The 18761-nt window shown below is 70.1% G+C and carries 20 protein-coding genes and 1 tRNA gene; 11 read left to right on the plus strand and 10 right to left on the minus strand.

Annotation, left to right across the window (positions count from 1 at the left end):
- Positions 1–432: 432 nt before the first annotated feature.
- Positions 433–747 carry a hypothetical protein gene (locus BST28156_RS34850; protein ID WP_230960561.1) on the minus strand — a complete coding sequence of 105 codons (315 nt, stop codon included), beginning with the start codon at positions 745–747 and terminating at the stop codon, positions 433–435.
- On the opposite strand from BST28156_RS34850, the gene BST28156_RS25160 reads away from it, so the two are divergent.
- The gene (locus tag BST28156_RS25160) at positions 629–1237 is read left to right on the plus strand and encodes a septal ring lytic transglycosylase RlpA family protein (protein WP_060245992.1); all 609 of its coding nucleotides are present in this window, start codon (positions 629–631) and stop codon (positions 1235–1237) included. The genes BST28156_RS34850 and BST28156_RS25160 overlap by 119 nt on opposite strands.
- Positions 1238–1342: 105 nt before the next feature.
- Here the strand turns inward: BST28156_RS25160 and rsmI are convergent, their stop codons facing one another.
- Positions 1343–2221 (minus strand): 16S rRNA (cytidine(1402)-2'-O)-methyltransferase, encoded by an 879-nt coding sequence (rsmI, locus tag BST28156_RS25165; RefSeq protein WP_174903635.1) that lies wholly within the window; start codon positions 2219–2221, stop codon positions 1343–1345.
- A 46-nt stretch (positions 2222–2267) separates the two neighbouring features.
- On the opposite strand from rsmI, the gene BST28156_RS25170 reads away from it, so the two are divergent.
- The 5 genes from BST28156_RS25170 (at position 2268) to BST28156_RS25190 (ending at position 4753) form a co-directional block, all read left to right on the plus strand.
- The gene (locus tag BST28156_RS25170; RefSeq protein WP_174903654.1) at positions 2268–2696 is read left to right on the plus strand and encodes a YraN family protein; all 429 of its coding nucleotides are present in this window, start codon (positions 2268–2270) and stop codon (positions 2694–2696) included.
- 126 nt (positions 2697–2822) lie between these two features.
- Positions 2823–3407, plus strand: coding sequence for an SIS domain-containing protein (locus BST28156_RS25175; RefSeq protein WP_060245995.1), 585 nt, complete (start codon positions 2823–2825; stop codon positions 3405–3407).
- Between the two features lie 17 nt (positions 3408–3424).
- Positions 3425–4225, plus strand: coding sequence for a BON domain-containing protein (locus tag BST28156_RS25180; protein ID WP_060246033.1), 801 nt, complete (start codon positions 3425–3427; stop codon positions 4223–4225).
- Positions 4226–4236: 11 nt separating this feature from the next.
- Positions 4237–4578 carry a c-type cytochrome gene (locus BST28156_RS25185; RefSeq protein ID WP_174903655.1) on the plus strand — a complete coding sequence of 114 codons (342 nt, stop codon included), beginning with the start codon at positions 4237–4239 and terminating at the stop codon, positions 4576–4578.
- A gap of 99 nt (positions 4579–4677) precedes the next feature.
- A tRNA-Ala gene (locus tag BST28156_RS25190) sits at positions 4678–4753 on the plus strand.
- 119 nt (positions 4754–4872) lie between these two features.
- Here BST28156_RS25190 and BST28156_RS25195 read toward each other — a convergent pair.
- Positions 4873–6282: an enolase C-terminal domain-like protein gene (locus BST28156_RS25195; RefSeq protein WP_174903636.1), complete on the minus strand. Its 1410-nt coding sequence runs from the start codon at positions 6280–6282 to the stop codon at positions 4873–4875.
- A gap of 60 nt (positions 6283–6342) precedes the next feature.
- Positions 6343–7683, minus strand: a complete 1341-nt coding sequence (locus BST28156_RS25200) for an MFS transporter (protein WP_174903637.1) — start codon at positions 7681–7683, stop codon at positions 6343–6345.
- Between the two features lie 314 nt (positions 7684–7997).
- Between BST28156_RS25200 and BST28156_RS25205 the strand changes: the two genes are divergently transcribed.
- Together BST28156_RS25205 and BST28156_RS25210 are read left to right on the plus strand one after the other, a co-directional pair.
- A complete protein-coding gene (locus BST28156_RS25205; protein WP_174903638.1) occupies positions 7998–8627 on the plus strand; it encodes a DUF2239 family protein in 630 nt (209 codons plus the stop codon).
- Between the two features lie 16 nt (positions 8628–8643).
- Positions 8644–9975, plus strand: coding sequence for a carotenoid oxygenase family protein (locus tag BST28156_RS25210; protein ID WP_174903639.1), 1332 nt, complete (start codon positions 8644–8646; stop codon positions 9973–9975).
- 16 nt (positions 9976–9991) lie between these two features.
- On the opposite strand, the gene BST28156_RS25215 is transcribed toward BST28156_RS25210, so the two are convergent.
- From BST28156_RS25215 to BST28156_RS25230, 4 genes are read right to left on the minus strand one after another with little or no spacing between them, the layout of a single operon-like run.
- Entirely contained in the window at positions 9992–11158 is a 1167-nt protein-coding gene (locus BST28156_RS25215) for an ABC transporter permease (RefSeq protein ID WP_060246005.1), read from the minus strand.
- Between the two features lie 9 nt (positions 11159–11167).
- Complete coding sequence (locus BST28156_RS25220; RefSeq protein WP_174903640.1) at positions 11168–12322, minus strand: ABC transporter permease; 1155 nt, start codon at positions 12320–12322, stop codon at positions 11168–11170.
- Between the two features lie 21 nt (positions 12323–12343).
- A complete protein-coding gene (locus BST28156_RS25225) occupies positions 12344–13042 on the minus strand; it encodes an ABC transporter ATP-binding protein (protein WP_060246007.1) in 699 nt (232 codons plus the stop codon).
- A 10-nt stretch (positions 13043–13052) separates the two neighbouring features.
- The gene (locus BST28156_RS25230; protein WP_174903641.1) at positions 13053–14258 is read right to left on the minus strand and encodes an efflux RND transporter periplasmic adaptor subunit; all 1206 of its coding nucleotides are present in this window, start codon (positions 14256–14258) and stop codon (positions 13053–13055) included.
- Between the two features lie 381 nt (positions 14259–14639).
- Between BST28156_RS25230 and BST28156_RS25235 the strand changes: the two genes are divergently transcribed.
- Complete coding sequence (locus BST28156_RS25235) at positions 14640–14873, plus strand: hypothetical protein (protein WP_060246009.1); 234 nt, start codon at positions 14640–14642, stop codon at positions 14871–14873.
- Between the two features lie 78 nt (positions 14874–14951).
- On the opposite strand, the gene BST28156_RS25240 is transcribed toward BST28156_RS25235, so the two are convergent.
- Positions 14952–15710, minus strand: a complete 759-nt coding sequence (locus tag BST28156_RS25240; RefSeq protein ID WP_174903642.1) for a Mut7-C RNAse domain-containing protein — start codon at positions 15708–15710, stop codon at positions 14952–14954.
- Positions 15711–15795: 85 nt separating this feature from the next.
- Between BST28156_RS25240 and BST28156_RS25245 the strand changes: the two genes are divergently transcribed.
- Both BST28156_RS25245 and BST28156_RS25250 read left to right on the plus strand, forming a co-directional pair.
- Entirely contained in the window at positions 15796–16665 is an 870-nt protein-coding gene (locus BST28156_RS25245; protein WP_060246011.1) for an NAD(P)-dependent oxidoreductase, read from the plus strand.
- A 73-nt stretch (positions 16666–16738) separates the two neighbouring features.
- The gene (locus BST28156_RS25250) at positions 16739–17380 is read left to right on the plus strand and encodes a LysE family translocator (RefSeq protein WP_060246012.1); all 642 of its coding nucleotides are present in this window, start codon (positions 16739–16741) and stop codon (positions 17378–17380) included.
- Between the two features lie 69 nt (positions 17381–17449).
- Here the strand turns inward: BST28156_RS25250 and BST28156_RS25255 are convergent, their stop codons facing one another.
- The gene (locus BST28156_RS25255) at positions 17450–18757 is read right to left on the minus strand and encodes an MFS transporter (RefSeq protein ID WP_174903643.1); all 1308 of its coding nucleotides are present in this window, start codon (positions 18755–18757) and stop codon (positions 17450–17452) included.
- Between the last annotated feature and the right edge of the window lie 4 nt (positions 18758–18761).

The raw sequence follows: 18761 nt of genomic DNA on the forward strand, positions 1-18761 counted from the left end.
ACCGGTCGCGCGAGCTGCCTGCCGCCCGTGCGGCGGTGCATGCGCGGTGCGTGTGCGGGCAATCCCTGAGCATCCCGATTGTTACCGCCATAGTGAGAATCAATGGTCCGCGCGGGGCGTTTTTCCGGCAGCACTTTTGATTTATGTATAATGCGCCCCATTGCGCGTGAATTTCACGCAATTCGCTGGTGTTTCGGCCCCGTTAAAAAGGGGCGTCGGATTCACCGTCAAGCATCAGCCGCCGGGGAGTCCGGCGGTGTATCCAGCACCGAGCATTCGGTGCTCACGTCTTGTCCGGCCGGGTGCTGCGCGCCCGCCTGCGGCCTTGCTGCCGCGCCGCCGGATGAGGCCTGTGCCGCCGTTCCTGTGCGTTGGCTGTATCGACGCGCGCGAACGTGAAAGCCATGTTCGATGGCGGCATGTGGGGTCTGGTCAGGCTGCCGGGGACAGGTTGCGCCAGACGTGAAAGCTAATCAGGACGGTTGCGGCAGAGACGAAAGCCGCGCCCATGCAAGCCGCCGCCTGCTCGCGTTCGAGCGGGGCGTGCACGCATTTGCCGTCCGGGTCGCATGTCAGCGTTGAGAACAGCGTTGTGGAGTCGCGGCCCGAACCAGAAGGCGACACGTCGATGAATTTACGATTTCCGAGTCGATTCGGGACCATTGCGTTATTTTTTGCGCTGACGGGCTGTGCGGTGCCACCCAGCCAGACCACCGGCAGCGTGAACCAGAAGAAAGCGGTCGACAAGACCGCCGCCGCGAAGGCGGACGACGACAAGCAGCAACTGAATTTCGATTCCGCGCTGGCATCGATGCCGGCCGCCGACAGCAGCGACGCGAAGAAGTCGTCGCTGGCCGACGCCGAGCCGATCGACGGCAAGGACGTGTCCGATTTCCGCCAGACGGGCCGAGCCTCGTGGTACGGGAAGGACTTCCACGGCCGCCGCACCGCGAACGGCGAGCGCTTCAACATGAACGCTTTCACCGCCGCGCACCGCACGCTGCCGTTGTCGTCGTACATCAAGGTGACGAACGCGTCGACCGGCAAGTGGGTCGTCGTGAAGGTCAACGATCGCGGGCCGTTCAAGCGCGGTCGCGTGCTCGACCTGTCGTATGCGGCGGCGAAGGTAATCGGCCTCGTGCACGCCGGCACCGGCCGCGTGAAGATCGAAGGGCTGTCGCCGCAGGAAGCGCGCGAGGCGCGCGACGAGATGTTCGCGTCGATCTCGGCTAAGTAATACGGCGGATCGTCCGCTCATGCAAAAGGGCTGCCCGAGGCAGCCCTTCGTCGTTCCGGGGCGCCGGCGTTTCGTTGCGCCGGCCCGCCGCTCGTTGACGGTTCGTCAACCTTCCTTCAGTGCCAGTGCGCGCGCATACAGCGCATTGCGCGACGCGCCGGTCAGCGCGGCCGCGAGCTTCGCGGCGCTCTTCACCGGCACTTCTTCCAGCAGCAGCCTGAGCAGCGCGTCGTGCGCGGTGTCGTCGGCGGTGCCGCCGTTGTCCGGCGCGCCTTCGACGACCAGCACGAATTCGCCGCGCTGACGGTTCGCGTCCGCGTCGAGCCAGCTCTGTCCTTCGGCCAGCGTGCCCTGGAACAACTGCTCGTGTAGCTTGGTCAGTTCGCGCGCGATCAGCAGCCGGCGCGCGGGGCCGAACGCTTCGGCGAGCGCCGCGACCGTGTCGGCGATCCGGTGCGGCGCTTCGTAGAACACCAGTGCATACGGATGTGACACCAGCGCCTGCAGCGCGCTCGCGCGCTGCTTCGCCTTCGGCGGCAGGAAGCCGGCGAACGTGAACGCGCCGGCCCAGTCGCCCGCGACGCTGAGCGCGGTCACGGCCGCGCTCGCGCCCGGCAGCGGAATCACCGCGAAGCCGGCCGCGCGCACGGCGTCGACGAGCCGCGCGCCCGGGTCCGAGATGCCGGGCGTGCCGGCGTCCGACACGTACGCGACGCGCTCGCCGGCGCGCAGCAGTTCGATCACGCGCAGCGCCGCTTCGCGTTCGTTGTGCTCGTGCACCGCGACGAGCGGCTTCGAGATCCCGTAGCGGGCGAGCAACTGGCCCGTGTTGCGGGTGTCTTCGGCGGCGATGCGGTCGGCGAGACCGAGCACGTGCAGCGCGCGCAGCGTGATGTCGGCGGTGTTGCCGATCGGCGTCGCGACCACGTAGAGCGCGGCGTCCGGATAGTGCTGCGTATGCGCGAGTTCGAGGAGGGCAGTCATGGCAGGCAATGCACGCAATCGCGGCGCAAGCGGAACAAGGACGGCATTGTGCCACGCGGCGGCACCCGCGCCGGATGAGCGGCGCGGTGCGGCGCATGCGCGCGACAACTTTTCCGGCGCGGCGCGATCCAAGCCGGTCGGTGCCGCATTCGAGTTGCGCGCGCGCCAGTTCCTCGCGCGCCGCGGGCTCGCGTTCGTCGCGGCGAACGTGACGATGCGCGGCGGCGAGCTCGATCTCGTGATGCGCGACGCGGACGGCACGCTCGTGTTCGTCGAGGTGCGTGCGCGGCGCAGCAGCCGGCACGGCGGCGCAGCCGCGAGCGTCGGCTGGCGCAAGCGGCGGCGGCTCGTCGCGGCGGCGCAGCGCTTCTGGGCGCGGCACGACCCGCGCGCGGCGTGCCGTTTCGACGTCGTCGCGTTCGAGGCCGGTCGGCTCGTGTGGCTGCGTGACGCATTTCGTACCGACGACGCGTAGCCGCGAGCTGTGACCAGATGTAAAGAGTTCTTGCCAACCCCCCGGACAGGGCGCCGGAGTACGGTAAACTCGCCGCACCCACGATGTCGCGCGAGATGCGTCACGCGCCCAGTTCACCAGGAATCGATGTCAGTCGAACGTATTCAGCAACATTTTCACGACAGCGTCGCGCTGCTCGCCGAAGCGGCCGACGCGCTGTCGTTGCCGATCGCGGCCGCGGTCGACGCGATGTTCGCCGCGCTGGCGAACGGCAACAAGATCGTCGCCTGCGGCGACGGCCCGTCGGCTGCCGCCGCGCATTACCTCGCCGTGTCGCTGGTCGGCGGCTTCGAGCGCGAGCGCCCGGGCCTGCCCGCGATCGCGCTGGCCACCGATGCGTCGCAGGGCGGGCTCACGGGGGCGGCCGCTGCCGAGCAGCTGTTCGCGCAGCAGGTGCGCGTGCTCGGGCAGACCGGCGACATCCTGCTGGTGCTCGATCCGGGCGGCGCGTCGCCGCGCGTGCTGGCGGCGATCGACGAGGCGCACGAGCGCGAGATGACCGTCGTCGCGCTGACCGGCGGCAGCGGCCATGCGGTCGCGGCCGCGCTGTCCGACACCGATATTCCGATCAACGTGCCCGCCGAGCGGGCGGCGCGCGTCCACGAAGTCCATCTGCTGACCATCCACTGCCTGTGCGACGGCATCGACGCGATGCTGCTGGGTGAGGATTGAACGAAGGAGAGCCGTCGATGAATCAAAGCCGCGTCAAACAGACGCTCGTCAGAACCACGCTGCTCGCCGCGCTGACGGCGGGCCTGGCCGTGTCGCTGCAGGGCTGTGTGCTCGGAGTGGTGGGTGCGGCGGCCGGCGGCGGCGCGCTGATCGCAACCGATCGCCGCACGCTCGGCGCGCAGACCGAGGATCGCGAGATCCAGGTCAAGTCGCTCACGCAGATCAACAACGGGCTGCCCGACCAGTCGCACGTGAACGTGACGGTGTTCAACCGCCGCGTGCTGCTGACCGGCGAGGTGCCGAACGATGCGTCCAAGCAGCGCGCCGAGGAAATCGTGCGCGGCATCAACAACGTGAACGGGATCGTCAACGAGCTGTCGGTCGAGCCGGCGTCGTCGCTGTCGTCGCGCGCGAACGACTCGTATCTCGAAGGGCGCGTGAAGTCCGAACTGATCGCGACGAAGGGGATCTCGGCGAACAACTACAAGGTCGTCAGCGAGCGCGGCAACATCTACCTGATGGGCCTCGTGACGGTCGACGAGGGCAACCGCGGCGCGGAAGCGACGAGCCAGGTGCCGGGTGTCGAGAAGGTCGTGAAGGTGTTCCAGTACATCAAGCCGCAGGATGCGCAGGCGCTGCAGGCCGCCACGCCGGCAAGCGATGCCGCCGGCGCGCAGGCCGCCGCGGCGCCGGCCGATGCCGCGACGGTCGGCGCGGTGCCCGATGCGTCGGTGCAGTCCACGCCGCTGCAGCCGCCCGCGCCGATCTCGAATTCGTCGAACGTGCATCCGGGCAATCCGAAGGCGGCTCCGCAATGAAGGCTGGGAAGATGAAGTCGATGAAGCAACGGATGGTGCAGGGCGTCGCGGCCGCGGCGCTGATGGCCGGCGCGGTCGCGCACGCGGACGTCGGCGACGGCCTGAAGGTCGCGCGCAGCAACGCGTGCATGGGCTGCCATGCGGTCGACCGCAAGCTCGTCGGTCCGTCGTTCAAGGACATCGCGGCACGCTACAAGGCCGATCCGCAGGCGGTGGCGAAGCTGTCGAAGAAGGTGAAGGAGGGCGGCTCCGGCGTCTGGGGCGCGATTCCGATGCCCGCGCATCCGCGCATGAGCGATGCGGACATCCGTTCGGTCGTCGAATGGGTGCTCGCGGGCGCACCGCAGAAGTGAGGCGCGAGGCCGGCGCGGGCCGGCGGTACGCGTCAAAAAATGGCTCGGGAGAACCCTATTGCCAAGCGCGGAAAAGCGTGTGTATGATGATGGACTGTTGGGGCGGTAGCTCAGCTGGGAGAGCGTCGCGTTCGCAATGCGAAGGTCGGGAGTTCGATCCTCCTCCGCTCCACCAACAGAATTTGAAAACCCCGTCGGGCGATGCCCGGCGGGGTTTTTTGCATTGAAGCGCGGGAATGCGCGGTTACGTGTTTCCCGCTGTATCCCTCCCGACCTTCGTCCCCGCTGCCGCCTTTACTTCCGCCATTCGCCGCGCCCGAAACTCGGCCGCTTCGGATCGTACGTCCACCCAGGCACGAGGTAACGCATCGCGATCGCATCGTCGCGCGCGGTGCTGCCGACCTGCCGGTACAGCGCATGCGCGGCCTCGACCTGCGCCATGTCGAGCTCGATGCCGAGCCCCGGCCGCTCGGGCACGGCGACCTTGCCGCCGACGATCGCGAGCGGCTCGCGCGTGAGCCGCGCATCGCCTTCCTGCCAGATCCAGTGCGTGTCGATCGCGGTGATCGTGCCGGGCGCGGCGGCCGCCGCGTGCGTGAACATCGCGAGCGACACGTCGAAGTGATTGTTCGAGTGCGAGCCCCACGTCAGGCCCCAGTCGCGGCACAGCTGCGCGAGCCGCACCGAACCCTGCATGGTCCAGAAGTGCGGGTCGGCAAGCGGGATGTCGACCGCCTGCAGCCGCACCGCATGATCCATCTGCCGCCAGTCGGTCGCGATCATGTTGGTCGCGGTCGGGATGCCCGTCGCGCGGCGGAATTCGGCCATCACCTCGCGGCCCGAATAGCCGGCTTCCGGTCCGCACGGATCTTCCGCATAGGCGAGCAGGTGGCCCTGGCCGCGACAGAGCGCGACGGCTTCGTCGAGCGACCACGCGCCATTCGGATCGAGCGTCGCGCGCGCGTCCGGGAAACGCGCCTTGATCGCCGCGATCGCCTCCAGCTCGTCCGCACCGGCCATCACGCCGCCCTTCAGCTTGAAATCGGCGAAGCCGTAGCGCTCGACCGCGGCCTCGGCCTGCCGCGCGATCGCGGCCGGCGTCAGCGCCTCGTCGTTGCGCAGCCGGAACCACGGGTCCGATGCGTGCGCCTCGTCGCGGTACGGCAGGTCGGTGCGGCGCCGGTCGCCGATATAGAACAGGTAGGCGAGCATCGGCACCGCGTCGCGCTGCTGCCCTTCGCCGAGCAGCGCCGCGACGGGCACGTCGAGATACTGGCCGAGCAGGTCGAGCAGCGCCGCCTCGATCGCGGTGATCACGTTGTCGAGCCGCAGGTTGATCTCGTGCGGCTGGCGCAGCACGGCCGCTTCGCCGGCCGACGTGACCTCGTGCCGGATCGTGCGCCCGGCGCCCGGCCCCGTGCCGGCGAGCGCTGCGCGCACCGTGTTCAGCGTGGCCTGGTAGCGCCCGATCGGCTGGCCGACCACGCGATCGGTCATCCGTTCGAGCGCATGGCGGATGCCTTCGCCGCCCGGCACCTCGCCCGCGCCCGTGCGGCCGCTGCTGTCCTCGAGGATCACGAGGTTGCGCGTGAAGTACGGCGCGTGTGCGCCGCACAGGTTGAGCAGCATGCTGTCGCGGCCGGCGACGGGAATCACCTGCATGCGTGTGACGCGCGGCGTGCCGGCATGGCGGGTTTCGGACATCGGTTCGCTCCTGGTTCCGTTCGCGCGGACCGCCGGACGGACCGGCGCGGCCCGCGCCGTTCAATCAAGCTCGACGCGGCGGATCTCGCCGACGACGAACACGTAGCAGATCACCGCGACGAGCGCGTGCGCGACGACGTAGACGAGTGCGCCGTTGAACGAGCCGCTGCGGTCGACGATATAGCCGATCGCGATCGGCGTCGTGATGCTGGACAGGTTGCCGCACGTGTTGAGCAGCGCGCCGCTCAGCCCCGCGATCTGGCGAGGCGCGGTGTCGGCGTTGACGGCCCAGCCGAGCGCGCCGAGCCCCTTGCCGAAGAACGACAGCGCCATGAACAGCACGACCAGCACAGGCGAGTCGGTGTAGTTGCAGACCAGCATCGACATCGACAGCAGCATGCCGATCACGATCGGCACCTTGCGCGCGACCGACAGCGAGCGGCCCTGCCTGAGCAGCGCGTCGGACACGACGCCGCCGAGGATCCCGCCGAGGAAGCCGCACACGGCCGGGATCGACGCGACGAGCCCCGCGTTGAGGATCGACATCCCGCGCGCCTGCACCAGATAGACGGGAAACCACGTGATGAAGAAATAGGTGAGCGCGTTGATGCAGTACTGCGCGACGTACACGCCGATCAGCATCCGGCTCTTCAGCAGCGCCTTCACGTGATGCAGCGACGGGCCGTCGTCGCGGCGGCCGGTCGCCTGGTCGATGTTGACGAGCGCGCCGCCTTCGGCGAGATAGTCGAGTTCCGCGCGGTTGATGCCGGGATGGTCCTTCGGATCGTAGACGGTGCGGTTCCAGATCGCGACGAGCGCAAAGCCGAGCACGCCCATCACCGCGAACACCGACTGCCAGCCGAACGCGTGCACGAGCCAGCCCATCAGCGGTGCGAACACGACGGTCGCCGCGTACTGCGCGGCATTGAAGATCGCCGACGCGGTGCCGCGCTCGGGCGCCGGGAACCATGCGGACACGATCCGGCTGTTGGCCGGGAACGACGGCGCTTCGGCCGCACCGACCAGGAAGCGCAGCCCGAACAGCAGCGCGAACGCCGCCGCGCCGCCGAAGAAGCCGATCGCGCCTTGCAGCAGCGTGAACAGCGACCAGAAGAAGATGCTGAACGCATAGACGACGCGCGAGCCGTAGCGGTCGAGCAGCCAGCCGCCCGGCAGTTGCGCGATCACGTACGACCAGCCGAACGCGGAGAAGATGAAGCCGATCTGCACATGGTTCAGATGCAGCGCGCGGGCGAGGCTCGGCCCCGCGATCGCGATCGCCGCGCGATCCGCGTAGTTGATCGTCGTGATCGCGAACAGGACGGCCAGCACGAGCCAGCGCACGCGTGTGCGCCGGGCCGTCGCCGACGCGGACGCCGGCAGCGCGTGAAGCGGATTCATGACTTGTCTCCTCCGGGACGCGGAAGGCGCCGTCGCGCGCATCCATGTGCGCGCGATCGGGTTGTCGGATGCCGGCCGCAGGCGACCGGACGCCGCGGTGCGAGTGTGCGGCGTGCGGGTCATTCTGGCACGGTGGATATTCCGGTTTCATGCCAATTCCTGACTTGATCGATTCAGCATTTGAATCGATCGACGGACGGAAGAGGCAGGCGCGCCTATGCCATATTTTTATCCGGGTGATATTGACACTGCATTTATACCCGGATAAAAATGGCGACATTCCAATCACCGAACCCGTTCCGAGGGCGACCACGATGACCTCTTCCACACTCGTTCCTTCCTGCACGGCCTTCGACGGCCACCGGCGGCTCGCGTCGGGCCCGCTCGCGACGGTGGCGCTCGCGGTCAAGCGCGTTGCCGGCGACGGAATGGCCGGTACGGTCCTGATCTTTGACGATGCGACGGGGCGCTCGATCGACCTCGACCTGCGCGGCACGGTCGATGAAGTCCGCGCGCGTTATGCGCCGCCGGATGACGCCGACGCCGCAGGCATCGCCGTCGATCCCGCCGCCGCGAGCGAACAGCGCGGCCGCGGCCGGCCGAAGCTCGGCGTCGTGTCGCGCGAGGTCACGCTGCTGCCGCGTCACTGGGAATGGCTCGCCGCGCAGCCGGGCGGTGCATCGGTCGCGCTGCGCAAGCTCGTCGAGGACGCGCGGCGCACGCATGCGGCCGCCGACCGGCGGCGCGACGCGCAGGCGCGCGCCTATCACTTCATGTCGGCGCTGGCCGGCGACCTGCCCGGCTTCGAGGAGGCGGCGCGCATGCTGTACGCGAACGACCTCGTTCGGATGGCCGAGCTGATCGCCGGCTGGCCGGACGACGTGCGCGACCATGCGCTCGCGCTGGCGCGCGGCGACCTGCCGCGCTACACCGAAGACCGTTGACGGAGCATGCGACGCAATGACCGCATTCGACCTGAACCGGGGCGCGATCGCGCCGGTCGCCGACGAGGTCGACTTCGTCGACCTGCGCGCGACGGGCGCCATTCCGCGCGAACTCGACGGCACGCTGCTGCGCAACGGCCCCAATCCGCCGGGCGGCCGCTTCGAAGGGAGCGACATGCTGTCGTGGTGGCCGGAAGCCGCGATGCTGCATGCGATCGCGTTCGAAAACGGCGGTGCGGCCGGCTACCGGAACCGCTGGGCGCGCACGCAGCGCTGGGCCGCCGTGCATGCGCCCGCGCAGGTGCCGCATCTGCCCGACACCAATCCGAACGTGAGCGTGCTGCAGCATGCGGGCGAACTGCTCGCGCTGTCGGACGGCGGCGCGCCGTTTGCGATCACCGCCGCGCTCGATTCGCTCGGCGCGCCGGCGCGGCACGCGGGCTTCGACGGCGCGATGGCCGCCCATCCGAAGGTCGACCCGTCGACCGGCGAGCTGATCGCGTTTCACGCGGACTGGCGCGCGCCGCGGCTGCGCTACGGCGTCGCCGACGTGCACGGCGTGCAGCGCGTCGATCTCGCGATCGACCTGCCCGCGCCGTCGATGATGCACGATCTCGCGATCACCGAAACCCGCAGCCTGGTGCTCGACCTGAACGTCGGCTACGACTTCTCGCTGCTGAAGCAAGGCCATCGGATGCCGCTGCGCTGGCACGACGAACGCGACGCGCGCATCGGCGTGCTGCCGCGCCACGGCGGCGACGTGCGCTGGTTCGGCGTCGAGCCGTGCTTCATCCTGCACGTCGTGAACGCATACGACTGCGATGCGGAATGCATCGTGCTCGATGCGGTGCGCTATCCGTCGTTCCTGCGGCTCGACGCGCGCACGGGGCGCTTTGCCGACAACCCGGTCGGCGAGCTGTGGCGCTACGTGATCGACACGGCGAACGGACTGATCGACGAAGGGCCGCTCGCGGACGGCGGGATCGAGCTGCCGCGCATCAACGAGCGCCGGACCGGGCGCCGCTACCGATACCTGTACGCGGCCGAGCAGCCGAACGGCGCGGAGATGCGCGGCGTGATGCGCTTCGACCATGCGAACGGCACGACCACGCGCTACGCGGTGCCGCCCGGCGACCAGAACGGCGAGCCCGTGTTCGTGCCGCGTCCGGGCGGCGTCGACGAGGACGACGGCTGGCTGCTGGTGATCGTGTACCGCGCGGCGACCGATACGAGCGACGTCGTGATCCTCGACGCGCGTGCGATCGACGTGGGGCCGCTCGCGACCGTGCATCTGCCGCGCCGCGTGCCGGCCGGCTTCCACGGCGCGTGGGTGCCGCGCGAGCGCTGAGCGGCGCGGTTGCGCGTCACTGCGCGCGCAGCGCGTCGACGATGTTCAGCCGCGCGGCGCGCAGCGCCGGCAGGAAGCCGCCGACGAGCCCCATCACGAGCGAGAACAGCAGCGTCTTCACGACGATCGCCGGCGTCAGCACGAAGCGGAACGACAGGTCGGAGAAGGTCTGGAAGTTGGTCGTCGAGAACGACGCGAACTGCATCAGCGACGCGCATGCGAGCCCGGCGACGCCGCCGACGAAGCCGAGCAGCAGCGCCTCGAGCACGAACGCGACGAGCACGCTGGTGCGCTTGAAGCCGAGCGCGCGCAGCGTGCCGATCTCGGCGACGCGGTTCGCGACCGACGCATACATCGTGATCATCGCGCCGATCATCGCGGCGATCGAGAAGATCGTCGACAGCGTGATGCCGAGGATGTTGATGAACGTCGACAGCGCCTTCGACTGGTCGCCGTAGAACGCCTGCTCGCGCTTCGCCTCGTCGGTCAGGCGCGGGTCCACGTCGATGTCGGCCTTGAAGCGCGCGAAGCCGTCCGCGCTCGGGATGCGCAGCACCATCGACGAATAGCTGGTGCGGCGAAACGACTGCATCAGCTGGTCGACGTCGCCCCAGATCTCCGAATCGAAGCCGCTGCCGCCCGCGTCGAACACGCCGACGATGGTCCAGTCGCGCTGCGCGAAATGCAGGCGGTCGCCGAGCTGCGTGCCGCTGAAACCCTTCGCGATCGCGCTGCCGACGACGATCTCCGACGAGCCCGGCGCGAACATGCGGCCCGCCGTGAGCCGCACGCGCGGGCGCAGCGCGAGGCCGGACGGCGAGACGCCGCGGATCACGACGTTCGACGGCTTGCCGGTGGAGGTCTTCACGAGCGAGATCAGCACGACCGCCTCCTTCGACACGAGCGGCCGGCCGTCGGCGCCGAGCGCGACCGACGGATGCATCTCGAGCGCATTGGCCTGCTGGTGGTCGATCGCGCTCTGGATCTCGGTTTCGGCGCCCTTGCGGATCACGACGACGTTGTCGGGTTCGCCGGTCGAGACGAGCGTTTGCGTGAGCCCCGCGTCGAGCATCAGCACGGTCGCGAACACGAAGATCACGAGCGCCATCCCGCCGGCGGTCAGCGCGGTGGTGAGGCGCCGGGCCCACAGGTTGCGCGCGACGTAGGTGAGCGGGATCGCCATCGCCGGTCCCTAGCCGATCGCCCGCAGGCCTTCGACGACGCGCACGCGCGCCGCCTGCCAGGCCGGCACGAGCGCGGCCGCGAGGCCGATCGCGAGCGAGCAGGCCGCCTGCAGCGCGAGCGTCTGCGTCGACACCTTGAATACCGGGAAGATGCCGCCCGCCGCCTGCTTGAACGCGCTCGCGGCCGGCGAGGTCGCGAGCATTCCGAGCGCGCCGCCGGCCACCGCGATCACGACCGACTCGCCGAACACCAGCAGCGCGAGAAAGCCGGGCCCGAAGCCGAGCGCCTTCAGCGTCGCGTATTCGGCGGTGCGCTCGCGCGCGCTCATCGCCATCGCGTTGGCCATCACGGCCATGATGATCAGGATCACCACGTAAGACACCAGCCGGATCGCCGCGATGATCTGGTTCGACATCGCGACGAAGCCGAGCTGGAACGCCTGTTCGGTCTCGGTCAGCGTTTCGGCGAGCGAGTTGCGGAATGCCGCGTCGACGTTGCGCGCGATCGCTGCGCCGTCGTCGGGGTTCGCGACGCCGAGCACGAACACGCCGACCTGGTCGGCCTGTTTCGGCGTGCGCTTGCGCACCGTTTCGTTCAGGTAGTCCCAGTGGAACACCAACTGGCGCGTGATCGTCGAATCGTCGCGGCCGTCGAGGATGCCGCGCACGACGAAGTCCCAGGTGCCCGGATAGATCGTGCCCTTCAGCGGGATCACGTCGCCGACCTTGAAGCCGAACTGTGTCGCGAGCTGACGTCCGACCAGGCAGCCGCGGCGGTCGCGATCGTAGTCGGCGCGCTGCTGCGCGGGCACGATGAATTCGGGGTAGAGGTCGAGATAGTTGTCCGACACCGCGAAGCTCGCGAAGAAGTTCTTCGGGTCGCGATAGATGCCGCCGAACCAGTTCGAGCGCACCACGGCCGTCACGCCGTCGACGCCGCGAATCCGGTTCTCGTAGCTGACCGGCAGCGGGAACACGAGCGAGATCGCGTTGCGCGTGACGAGCCGTCCGCTGGACGCGGCGGCCGCGCCGGCGTACCACGCGTCGACGACGGTGTGCAGCAGCCCGAACGCGAGCACCGCGATGGTCAGCCCGAGCACGGTCAGCAGCGTGCGCAGCCGGTGCCGCAGCGCATTGCGCGCAATCAGCTTCAGCACGAACATCGTGCGCGCTCCCGCCGACGCTCAGCCCGCGTGCCCATCGATCAGCTCCCCTTTTTCCAGATGCACGAGCGTGTTCGCGGCGGCGGCCGCGTGCGCGTCGTGGGTCACCATGATGATGGTCTTGCCGAGCTCGGCGTTCAGCCGCTGCAGCATCGCGAGCACGTCGGTGGCCGACGCGCGGTCGAGGTCGCCGGTCGGCTCGTCGGCGACGATCAGCGCCGGATCGGTGATCAGCGCGCGCGCGATCGCGACGCGCTGCTGCTGGCCGCCGGACAGCTCGGACGGGTAGTGGCTGGTGCGGTCGCCGAGATTCACCATGTCGAGCACGAGCGCGACACGCTCGCGCCGCTCGCGGCGCGACAGGTGCGTGAGCATCAGCGGCAGCTCGACGTTCTCGAACGCGGTGAGCACCGGCATCAGGTTGTAGAACTGGAAGATGAAGCCGACGTTGGCCGCGCGCCATTCGGCCAGTTGCGCCTCCGCGAGCTGCGTGATGTCGAGCCCGCCGACGCGCAGCTCGCCGGCGTCGGGCCGGTCGATGCCGGCCACGAGGTTCAGCAGCGTGCTCTTGCCGGAGCCCGACGGCCCCATCAGCGCGACGAATTCGCCTTCGCCGATGTCGAGCGTGATGTCGGTCAGCACCGGCACGCGCTGATTGCCGCGCCGGTACGATTTCGCGACGTGGCTGATCTCGACGAGGGGCGGCGGCGCTTCGCTCACGCGCCTCCCGCTACTTCTTCGCGACGGTCACTTTCGCGCCGTCCTTCAGCTTCGGGCCCGGCGCGAGCACGACCGTGTCGCCCGGCTTCACGCCGCCAATCGCGACGAGTTCGCCGATCCGCGCGCCCTTCGTCACGGGCACCGCGCGCACTGCGTCGTCCTTCACGACGAATACGACCGGCCGGCCGTCGCGCTCGACGACGGCGCCGGCCTGCACGGCCGTCACCGGCCGCCGGTCCTGCGCGGACAGCGGCTTCGACAGGAACGCGATCTTCGCGCTCATGTCGGGCAGCACGCGGTCGTCTCGGTCGACGAAGCGGACCTTGACGAGCACGGTGGCCTTCGAGCGGTCGACGGTCGGCACGATGCGCGACACGCGGCCCGCAAAGCGCAGGTCGGGCAGCGCGTCGAGCTGGATCTCGCACGGCTGCTCGGCGCGGATCTTCGCGATGTTCGACTCGGCGACGTCGGCCTCGACCTCGAGGGTGTCCATGTCGGCGATCGTCACGACCGCGCCCTTGCTGTCCGACGCGGACGAGAACGGCGTGATGTTGTCGCCGACGTTCGCGTGCTTCGCGAGCACGATGCCGTCGAACGGCGCGCGGATCACGGTCTGGTCGACCGCGACCTGGGCCGCCTGCGCGTTGGCCTGCGCCGACGCGATCGCGGCCGCGTCGCTGTCGACCGACGCGCGCGCCTTGTTCACGCGGGCACGGTCGGAGTCGTACTGCGCGGCCGGCACCGCACCTTTCGGCGCGAGCGCGGCAGAGCGGCGCAGCGCGATTTCCGCGTCGTTCAGCTCGGCCTGCTGCAGCGCGAGATTCGCGCGTGCGACCTTGACCTGGGCGAGCGCCTGCGCGAGCGACGCCCGCACGTCGTCGCTCTCGAGGCGCGCGATGATCTCGTCCTTCTTCACGCGCGTGCCTTCGAGCACGCCGAGCCATTCGACGCGCCCCTGGCCCTTCGATGCGACCGCGGCCTTGCGTTGCGGCACGACGTAGCCGGTCGCATTGAGCTGCGTGTCGTTCTGGTACGGGTAGGCGGAGGTCACGGCCGTCGTCTCGACGGTCGGCCGGCCGGTGAGCGCGATGCCGGCGCCGATGGCAACGACGGCGATCGCGGCGGCGACCGCATAGCGGACCCAGCGGCGCCGCGGCGGCGGCGCGGCGAGCGGACGCCGGTCGATTTTCAGTTTGTCCAGATTGTGATCGGGCAATTTGGGCGCCTCGTGGCGGCGGTCTAGCGACCGGCCGCGATCCGGATTCCATGGAAAGGGACGGAAGGTCGCCCAGTATAGCGTCGCGGCGAACGGCGCGAGAACGGGTTGGGCGAGTCGCCGGGCGGTGTGCCGGGTCGCCCGGGAAGCCGCCCGCGGCCGTGCCGCGCCGGCGAACCGGCGCCTCGGGGAAAACCCGAAAACGCAAGCTGCGTGTCAACTTGCCGCGAAGACGATGCGTTATGGTGCCAGTGCGTCAGTATTTGTCGCGGCGGATCGGCGAAGGCCGGCAGCTGCGACGCGACCTGGCGCTCCGATGCGAATGCCTCGCATCTTTTCGTACCGGTACGTTTGAATTATTTCTCCGCTAAAGGAAGAACAATGAAGAAGACGCTCGCATCGATCATGACCGCAGCATTCGCTCTCGCATCGGTTTCGGCATTCGCACAGGCGTCCGCGCCGGCAGCCGACACGTCGGCCGCTGCGCCGGCACCGGCCAAGAAGGATCACAGCAAGCCGAAGCACCAGCTGAAGCGCCACGGTTCGGCCAAGGGCAAGGCGAAGGCCGCCGCCGCATCGGCAGCCGGCACGAACGACGCAGGCGCGCAGAACTAAGCGCGCCGCCACGGAGCCGGCCCTGCCGGCCAGCCGTCGGACAACCCCGCATGTTTCGGCATGCGGGGTTTGTTTTTTTCAGGCGTCGGATTCGTCGGACTGCGGCGGCGGTGGTGGCGGCGCGCGCATCGCATCGACCACCGAGCGCATGCGCCGCCAGTGCGAACCCTCCCAGAACACGCGCCGGCACACGTCGCACGCGGCGAAGCGACGGTGCCGCTGCCGCACGCCGGCCGGCACGCGCGGCGCCGCGGCGGCCGCGTCGAGCGCGTGCAGCGGCGCATTGCAGCGCAGGCACAGCCGGAACGGCCGCATGTACGGCGCGAGATCGAGCCGCGCGAACAGCTCGCGCAATTGTTCGGCCGGCTGCTGTGCGTGCAGGTAGCAGCCGCGCGCGATCGCGCGCCGCTTGAGCAGCTCGCGGTCGCGCGTAAGCACGATCCGCCCCTCCTGTGCGGCGATTGCCGCGATCTCGTCGTCGCGGTAATGGTTGTCGTAGCAGGTGTCGAAACCCGCGAGACGCAGCAGTTGCGCGAGCCCGCCCAGGTGCGCGTCGGCGATGAAGCGCCATTCGGCCGGCCGCGGCGCATCGGGCGCGGGTTGCGCGCGCTCCGGATACGCGTCGACGCGATCGCCGTCGTCGAGCGGCCGCTCGAGCGCGGCCGGTGCGCCGTTCACGCAGAGCCGGCCGATTTCCGTATGCGGCACCCCGAGCGCCTCGATCGCATGCTTGACGGTCGCGTCGCGCGCGCACGCGTGCGCGAACGCCCGGTCGCGCTGCGCACGCGCGAGGAATGCGTTCAGTTCGCCGTGGAAGCGGAAGGTCGCGGTCGCCATCCGCGCAGTATCGCATCGTGTGCGGACCCTGCACGCGACCCGCATCTGTGTTTTACTCGCCGCTTCACGGTCGAAGGAGCGGGCAATGGATCTCGGATTTATCGGGCTGGGTGAAATGGGGCAGGCCATCGCGACGAACCTGCTGAAGGCGGGGCACGCGGTGCGGGTGTGGAACCGGTCGCGCGGTCGCGCGGAGCCGCTCGCCGCGCTCGGCGCGCAGATCGTCGACACGCCGGCCGACGCGTTCCGCGGCGACGCGGTGTTCTCGATGCTCGCCGACGACGCGGCCGCGCGCGCGGTCTTCGACGACGCGCTGCTCGCACAGGCGCCGCGCGGGCTGATCCACGTCAACATGGCGACGGTGTCGGTCGCGCTCGCGGAATCGCTCGCGCACGCGCATGCGTCGCGCGGCCTTCACTACGTCGCGGCGCCCGTGATGGGGCGGCCCGACGTCGCGGCCGCCGCGCGGCTGACGATCATGGCGGGCGGTCCGGCGGAGGCGATCGACCGCGTGCAGCCGCTGTTCGACGCGATCGGCCAGAAGACCTGGCGGTTCGGCTCGCTGCCGCAGCACGCGAACGTCGCGAAGATCGCGGCGAACTTCACGCTCGCCTCGGCGATCGAGACGCTCGGCGAGGCGTCCGCGCTGCTCGGCGCGCACGGCGTCGCGATGCGCGATTTCCTCGACGTGATCACCGGCAGCGTGTTTCCGGGACCGGTTTACGAAGGTTACGGCGCGATGATCGCCGAGCGCCGCTACGAGCCGGCGCGCTTCAAGGCGCGCCTCGGCCTGAAGGACGTGCGGCTCGCGCTGGAAGCCGGCGACGCCGCGTCGGTGCCGCTGCCGGTGGCGAGCGTCGTGCGCGACAGCCTGCTCGACGCGCTCGCGCACGGCGGCGGCGACCAGGACTTCGCGGTGCTCGGCGAAGCCGCGCTGCGGCGCGCGGGCCGCTGACGCGGCGCGCGACAGAAGCGCGTCGCGCGCGGCATAATCGACGTTTTCATTCTTCTTTCGGTCGGGAGCGGTGATGAACCTGCATACGTGGTGGCTTTTCGTGGCGACGGTGTTCGTCGTGTCGGCGATTCCGGGCCCGAACATGCTGCTCGTGATGACGCACGGCGCGCGGCACGGGCTGCGCCGCTCATCGTCGACGATGGCCGGCTGCCTCGCCGCGCTGGTGCTGATGCTGTCGGTATCGGCGGCGGGCCTCGGCGCGGTGCTCGAAGCGTGGCCGGCGATGTTCGACACGCTGCGCTACGCGGGCGCGGCCTATCTCGTCTACCTCGGCGTGAAGGCGTGGCGCGCGCGCGTCGACGACGATGCGCCGGCCGCCGACGTCGAGACCGTGTCGCGCCAGGCCGCGCCGGCGTCGCGCTGGGCGCTGTTCCGCAACGGCTTCCTGGTCGCGGGCAGCAACCCGAAGGCGATCCTGTTCGCGGCCGCGCTGCTGCCGCAGTTCATCAACGCGGCCGAGCCGACGCTGCCGCAGTTCGGCATTCTCGTCGTCACGTTCGCAGTGATCGAGGTCAGCTGGTATCTCGTCTATGCGTCGTTCGGCACGCGCATCGGCGCGACGCTGAAGAGCCAGAGCGTCGCGAAGATCTTCAACCGGCTGACCGGCGGGCTGTTCGTCGGCTTCGGCGCGATGATGGCGCTGGTCCGGCACTGATTGCGCGGCGGCGTCGCGCCGGCCCGCCGAACGCCCCGTCCCTCGCAACAGGGCGGGGCGTTCGTGTTTTCAGGGCCGCGCGTCCGGCAGTCCCGCCGCATCGGCTGCGGGCCCGGCCGTCAGGCCGAGTGCGGCGGCCGCGCCCGCGAACGCGAAACCGACGCCGCACACCGCGCCCCATCCGCCCCACGCCCACGCGCTGCCGGCCAGCGCCGCGCCGATCGCGCCGCCGACGAAGAACAATCCGACGAACAGCCCGTTCAGGCGCCCGCGCGCGGCCGGGTTCAGCAGGTTGATCGCGCGGCGGCCGATCGTCTGGTCGGTGATCACGCCCGCATCGAGCAGCGCCGCGCCGCCGGCCAGCAGCGCGAGCGCGACGCCGCGATGCGCATGCGCGTCGAAGCCGAACCAGCCGGCGCCCGCGATGCCGAGCACGGCCAGCGCCACGAGCATCGCGCCGTGCGCGATCCGCTGCGCGGCTAGTCCACGGCCGCGATCGCCCGCGCGACCGGCGAGCGGCGTCACGATCGCGCCGCTCGCGCCGGCGAACGCGAACAGCGCGATCCCGTGCAGGTCGAAGCCGAACGGCGGCTGCGCGAGCCGCAGCCCGACGGCGGTCCAGAACGCGCTGAACGCGGCCATCGCGAGCGCGGCCGACAGCGCGTAACGGCGCAGCACGGGTTCGTCGGCCAGCAGGCGTCCCATCGACGCGAGCAGCGCGCGATAACCGGCCGTCACCGACGGGCGGCGCGACGGCAGCCGGAACGCGAGCACGGCGGCGATCGCGAGGTTCGCGAGCGCGGCGAGCGCATAGAACGCGCGCCAGCCGACCGAGCCCGCGATCAGGCTCGCGAGCGGCCGCGACAGCAGGATGCCGAGCATCAGCCCGCTCATCACGTTGCCGACCGCGCGGCCGCGCTGCGCTTCGGGCGCCATCGACGCGGCCATCGGCACCAGCATCTGGATCACGCTCGACGCGGCGCCCGCGACCAGCGTCGCGAGCAGGAACACGACGCCCGAATGCGTGAACGCCGGCAGCGCGAGCATCGCCGCGCACATCGCGAGCGTCGTTACGATCAGGCGGCGGTTCTCGAGCAGGTCGACGAGCGGCACCAGCAGCACGAGACCGGCCGCATAGCCGAGCTGCGGCAGCATCGCGACGAGGCCGGCCAGGCCGGCGGGCAGGTGCAGGTCGGCGCTGATCGGGCCGGTCAGCGGCTGTGCGGCGAACAGGTCGATCACGATCACGCCGACCGTCGCGGCGAAAAAGAGCGTCATGCCGGCGCTCAGGGTGGGCGGCGCGGCGACGCGGGCGGCGGTGCGGTCGGGTTCGCGGGCGGCGGCCGGGCAGGAAGGAGAAGGAGCAGGGCAGTTCATCGGA

It is taken from the genome of Burkholderia pseudomultivorans, assembly GCF_902499075.1.
GTDB classification, from domain to species: domain Bacteria; phylum Pseudomonadota; class Gammaproteobacteria; order Burkholderiales; family Burkholderiaceae; genus Burkholderia; species Burkholderia pseudomultivorans.

Excerpts from the sequence above, each read along its gene's own strand:
- BST28156_RS25160 (WP_060245992.1), top strand. The coding sequence starts at position 629 with ATGAATTTACGATTTCCGAGTCGATTCGGGACCATTGCGTTATTTTTT.
- rsmI (WP_174903635.1), bottom strand. The coding sequence starts at position 2,221 with ATGACTGCCCTCCTCGAACTCGCGCATACGCAGCACTATCCGGACGCC.
- BST28156_RS25175 (WP_060245995.1), top strand. The coding sequence starts at position 2,823 with ATGTCAGTCGAACGTATTCAGCAACATTTTCACGACAGCGTCGCGCTG.
- BST28156_RS25180 (WP_060246033.1), top strand. The coding sequence starts at position 3,425 with ATGAATCAAAGCCGCGTCAAACAGACGCTCGTCAGAACCACGCTGCTC.
- BST28156_RS25185 (WP_174903655.1), top strand. The coding sequence starts at position 4,237 with ATGAAGTCGATGAAGCAACGGATGGTGCAGGGCGTCGCGGCCGCGGCG.
- BST28156_RS25195 (WP_174903636.1), bottom strand. The coding sequence starts at position 6,282 with ATGTCCGAAACCCGCCATGCCGGCACGCCGCGCGTCACACGCATGCAG.
- BST28156_RS25200 (WP_174903637.1), bottom strand. The coding sequence starts at position 7,683 with ATGAATCCGCTTCACGCGCTGCCGGCGTCCGCGTCGGCGACGGCCCGG.
- BST28156_RS25205 (WP_174903638.1), top strand. The coding sequence starts at position 7,998 with ATGACCTCTTCCACACTCGTTCCTTCCTGCACGGCCTTCGACGGCCAC.
- BST28156_RS25210 (WP_174903639.1), top strand. The coding sequence starts at position 8,644 with ATGACCGCATTCGACCTGAACCGGGGCGCGATCGCGCCGGTCGCCGAC.
- BST28156_RS25215 (WP_060246005.1), bottom strand. The coding sequence starts at position 11,158 with ATGGCGATCCCGCTCACCTACGTCGCGCGCAACCTGTGGGCCCGGCGC.
- BST28156_RS25220 (WP_174903640.1), bottom strand. The coding sequence starts at position 12,322 with ATGTTCGTGCTGAAGCTGATTGCGCGCAATGCGCTGCGGCACCGGCTG.
- BST28156_RS25235 (WP_060246009.1), top strand. The coding sequence starts at position 14,640 with ATGAAGAAGACGCTCGCATCGATCATGACCGCAGCATTCGCTCTCGCA.
- BST28156_RS25240 (WP_174903642.1), bottom strand. The coding sequence starts at position 15,710 with ATGGCGACCGCGACCTTCCGCTTCCACGGCGAACTGAACGCATTCCTC.
- BST28156_RS25245 (WP_060246011.1), top strand. The coding sequence starts at position 15,796 with ATGGATCTCGGATTTATCGGGCTGGGTGAAATGGGGCAGGCCATCGCG.
- BST28156_RS25250 (WP_060246012.1), top strand. The coding sequence starts at position 16,739 with ATGAACCTGCATACGTGGTGGCTTTTCGTGGCGACGGTGTTCGTCGTG.
- BST28156_RS25255 (WP_174903643.1), bottom strand. The coding sequence starts at position 18,757 with ATGAACTGCCCTGCTCCTTCTCCTTCCTGCCCGGCCGCCGCCCGCGAA.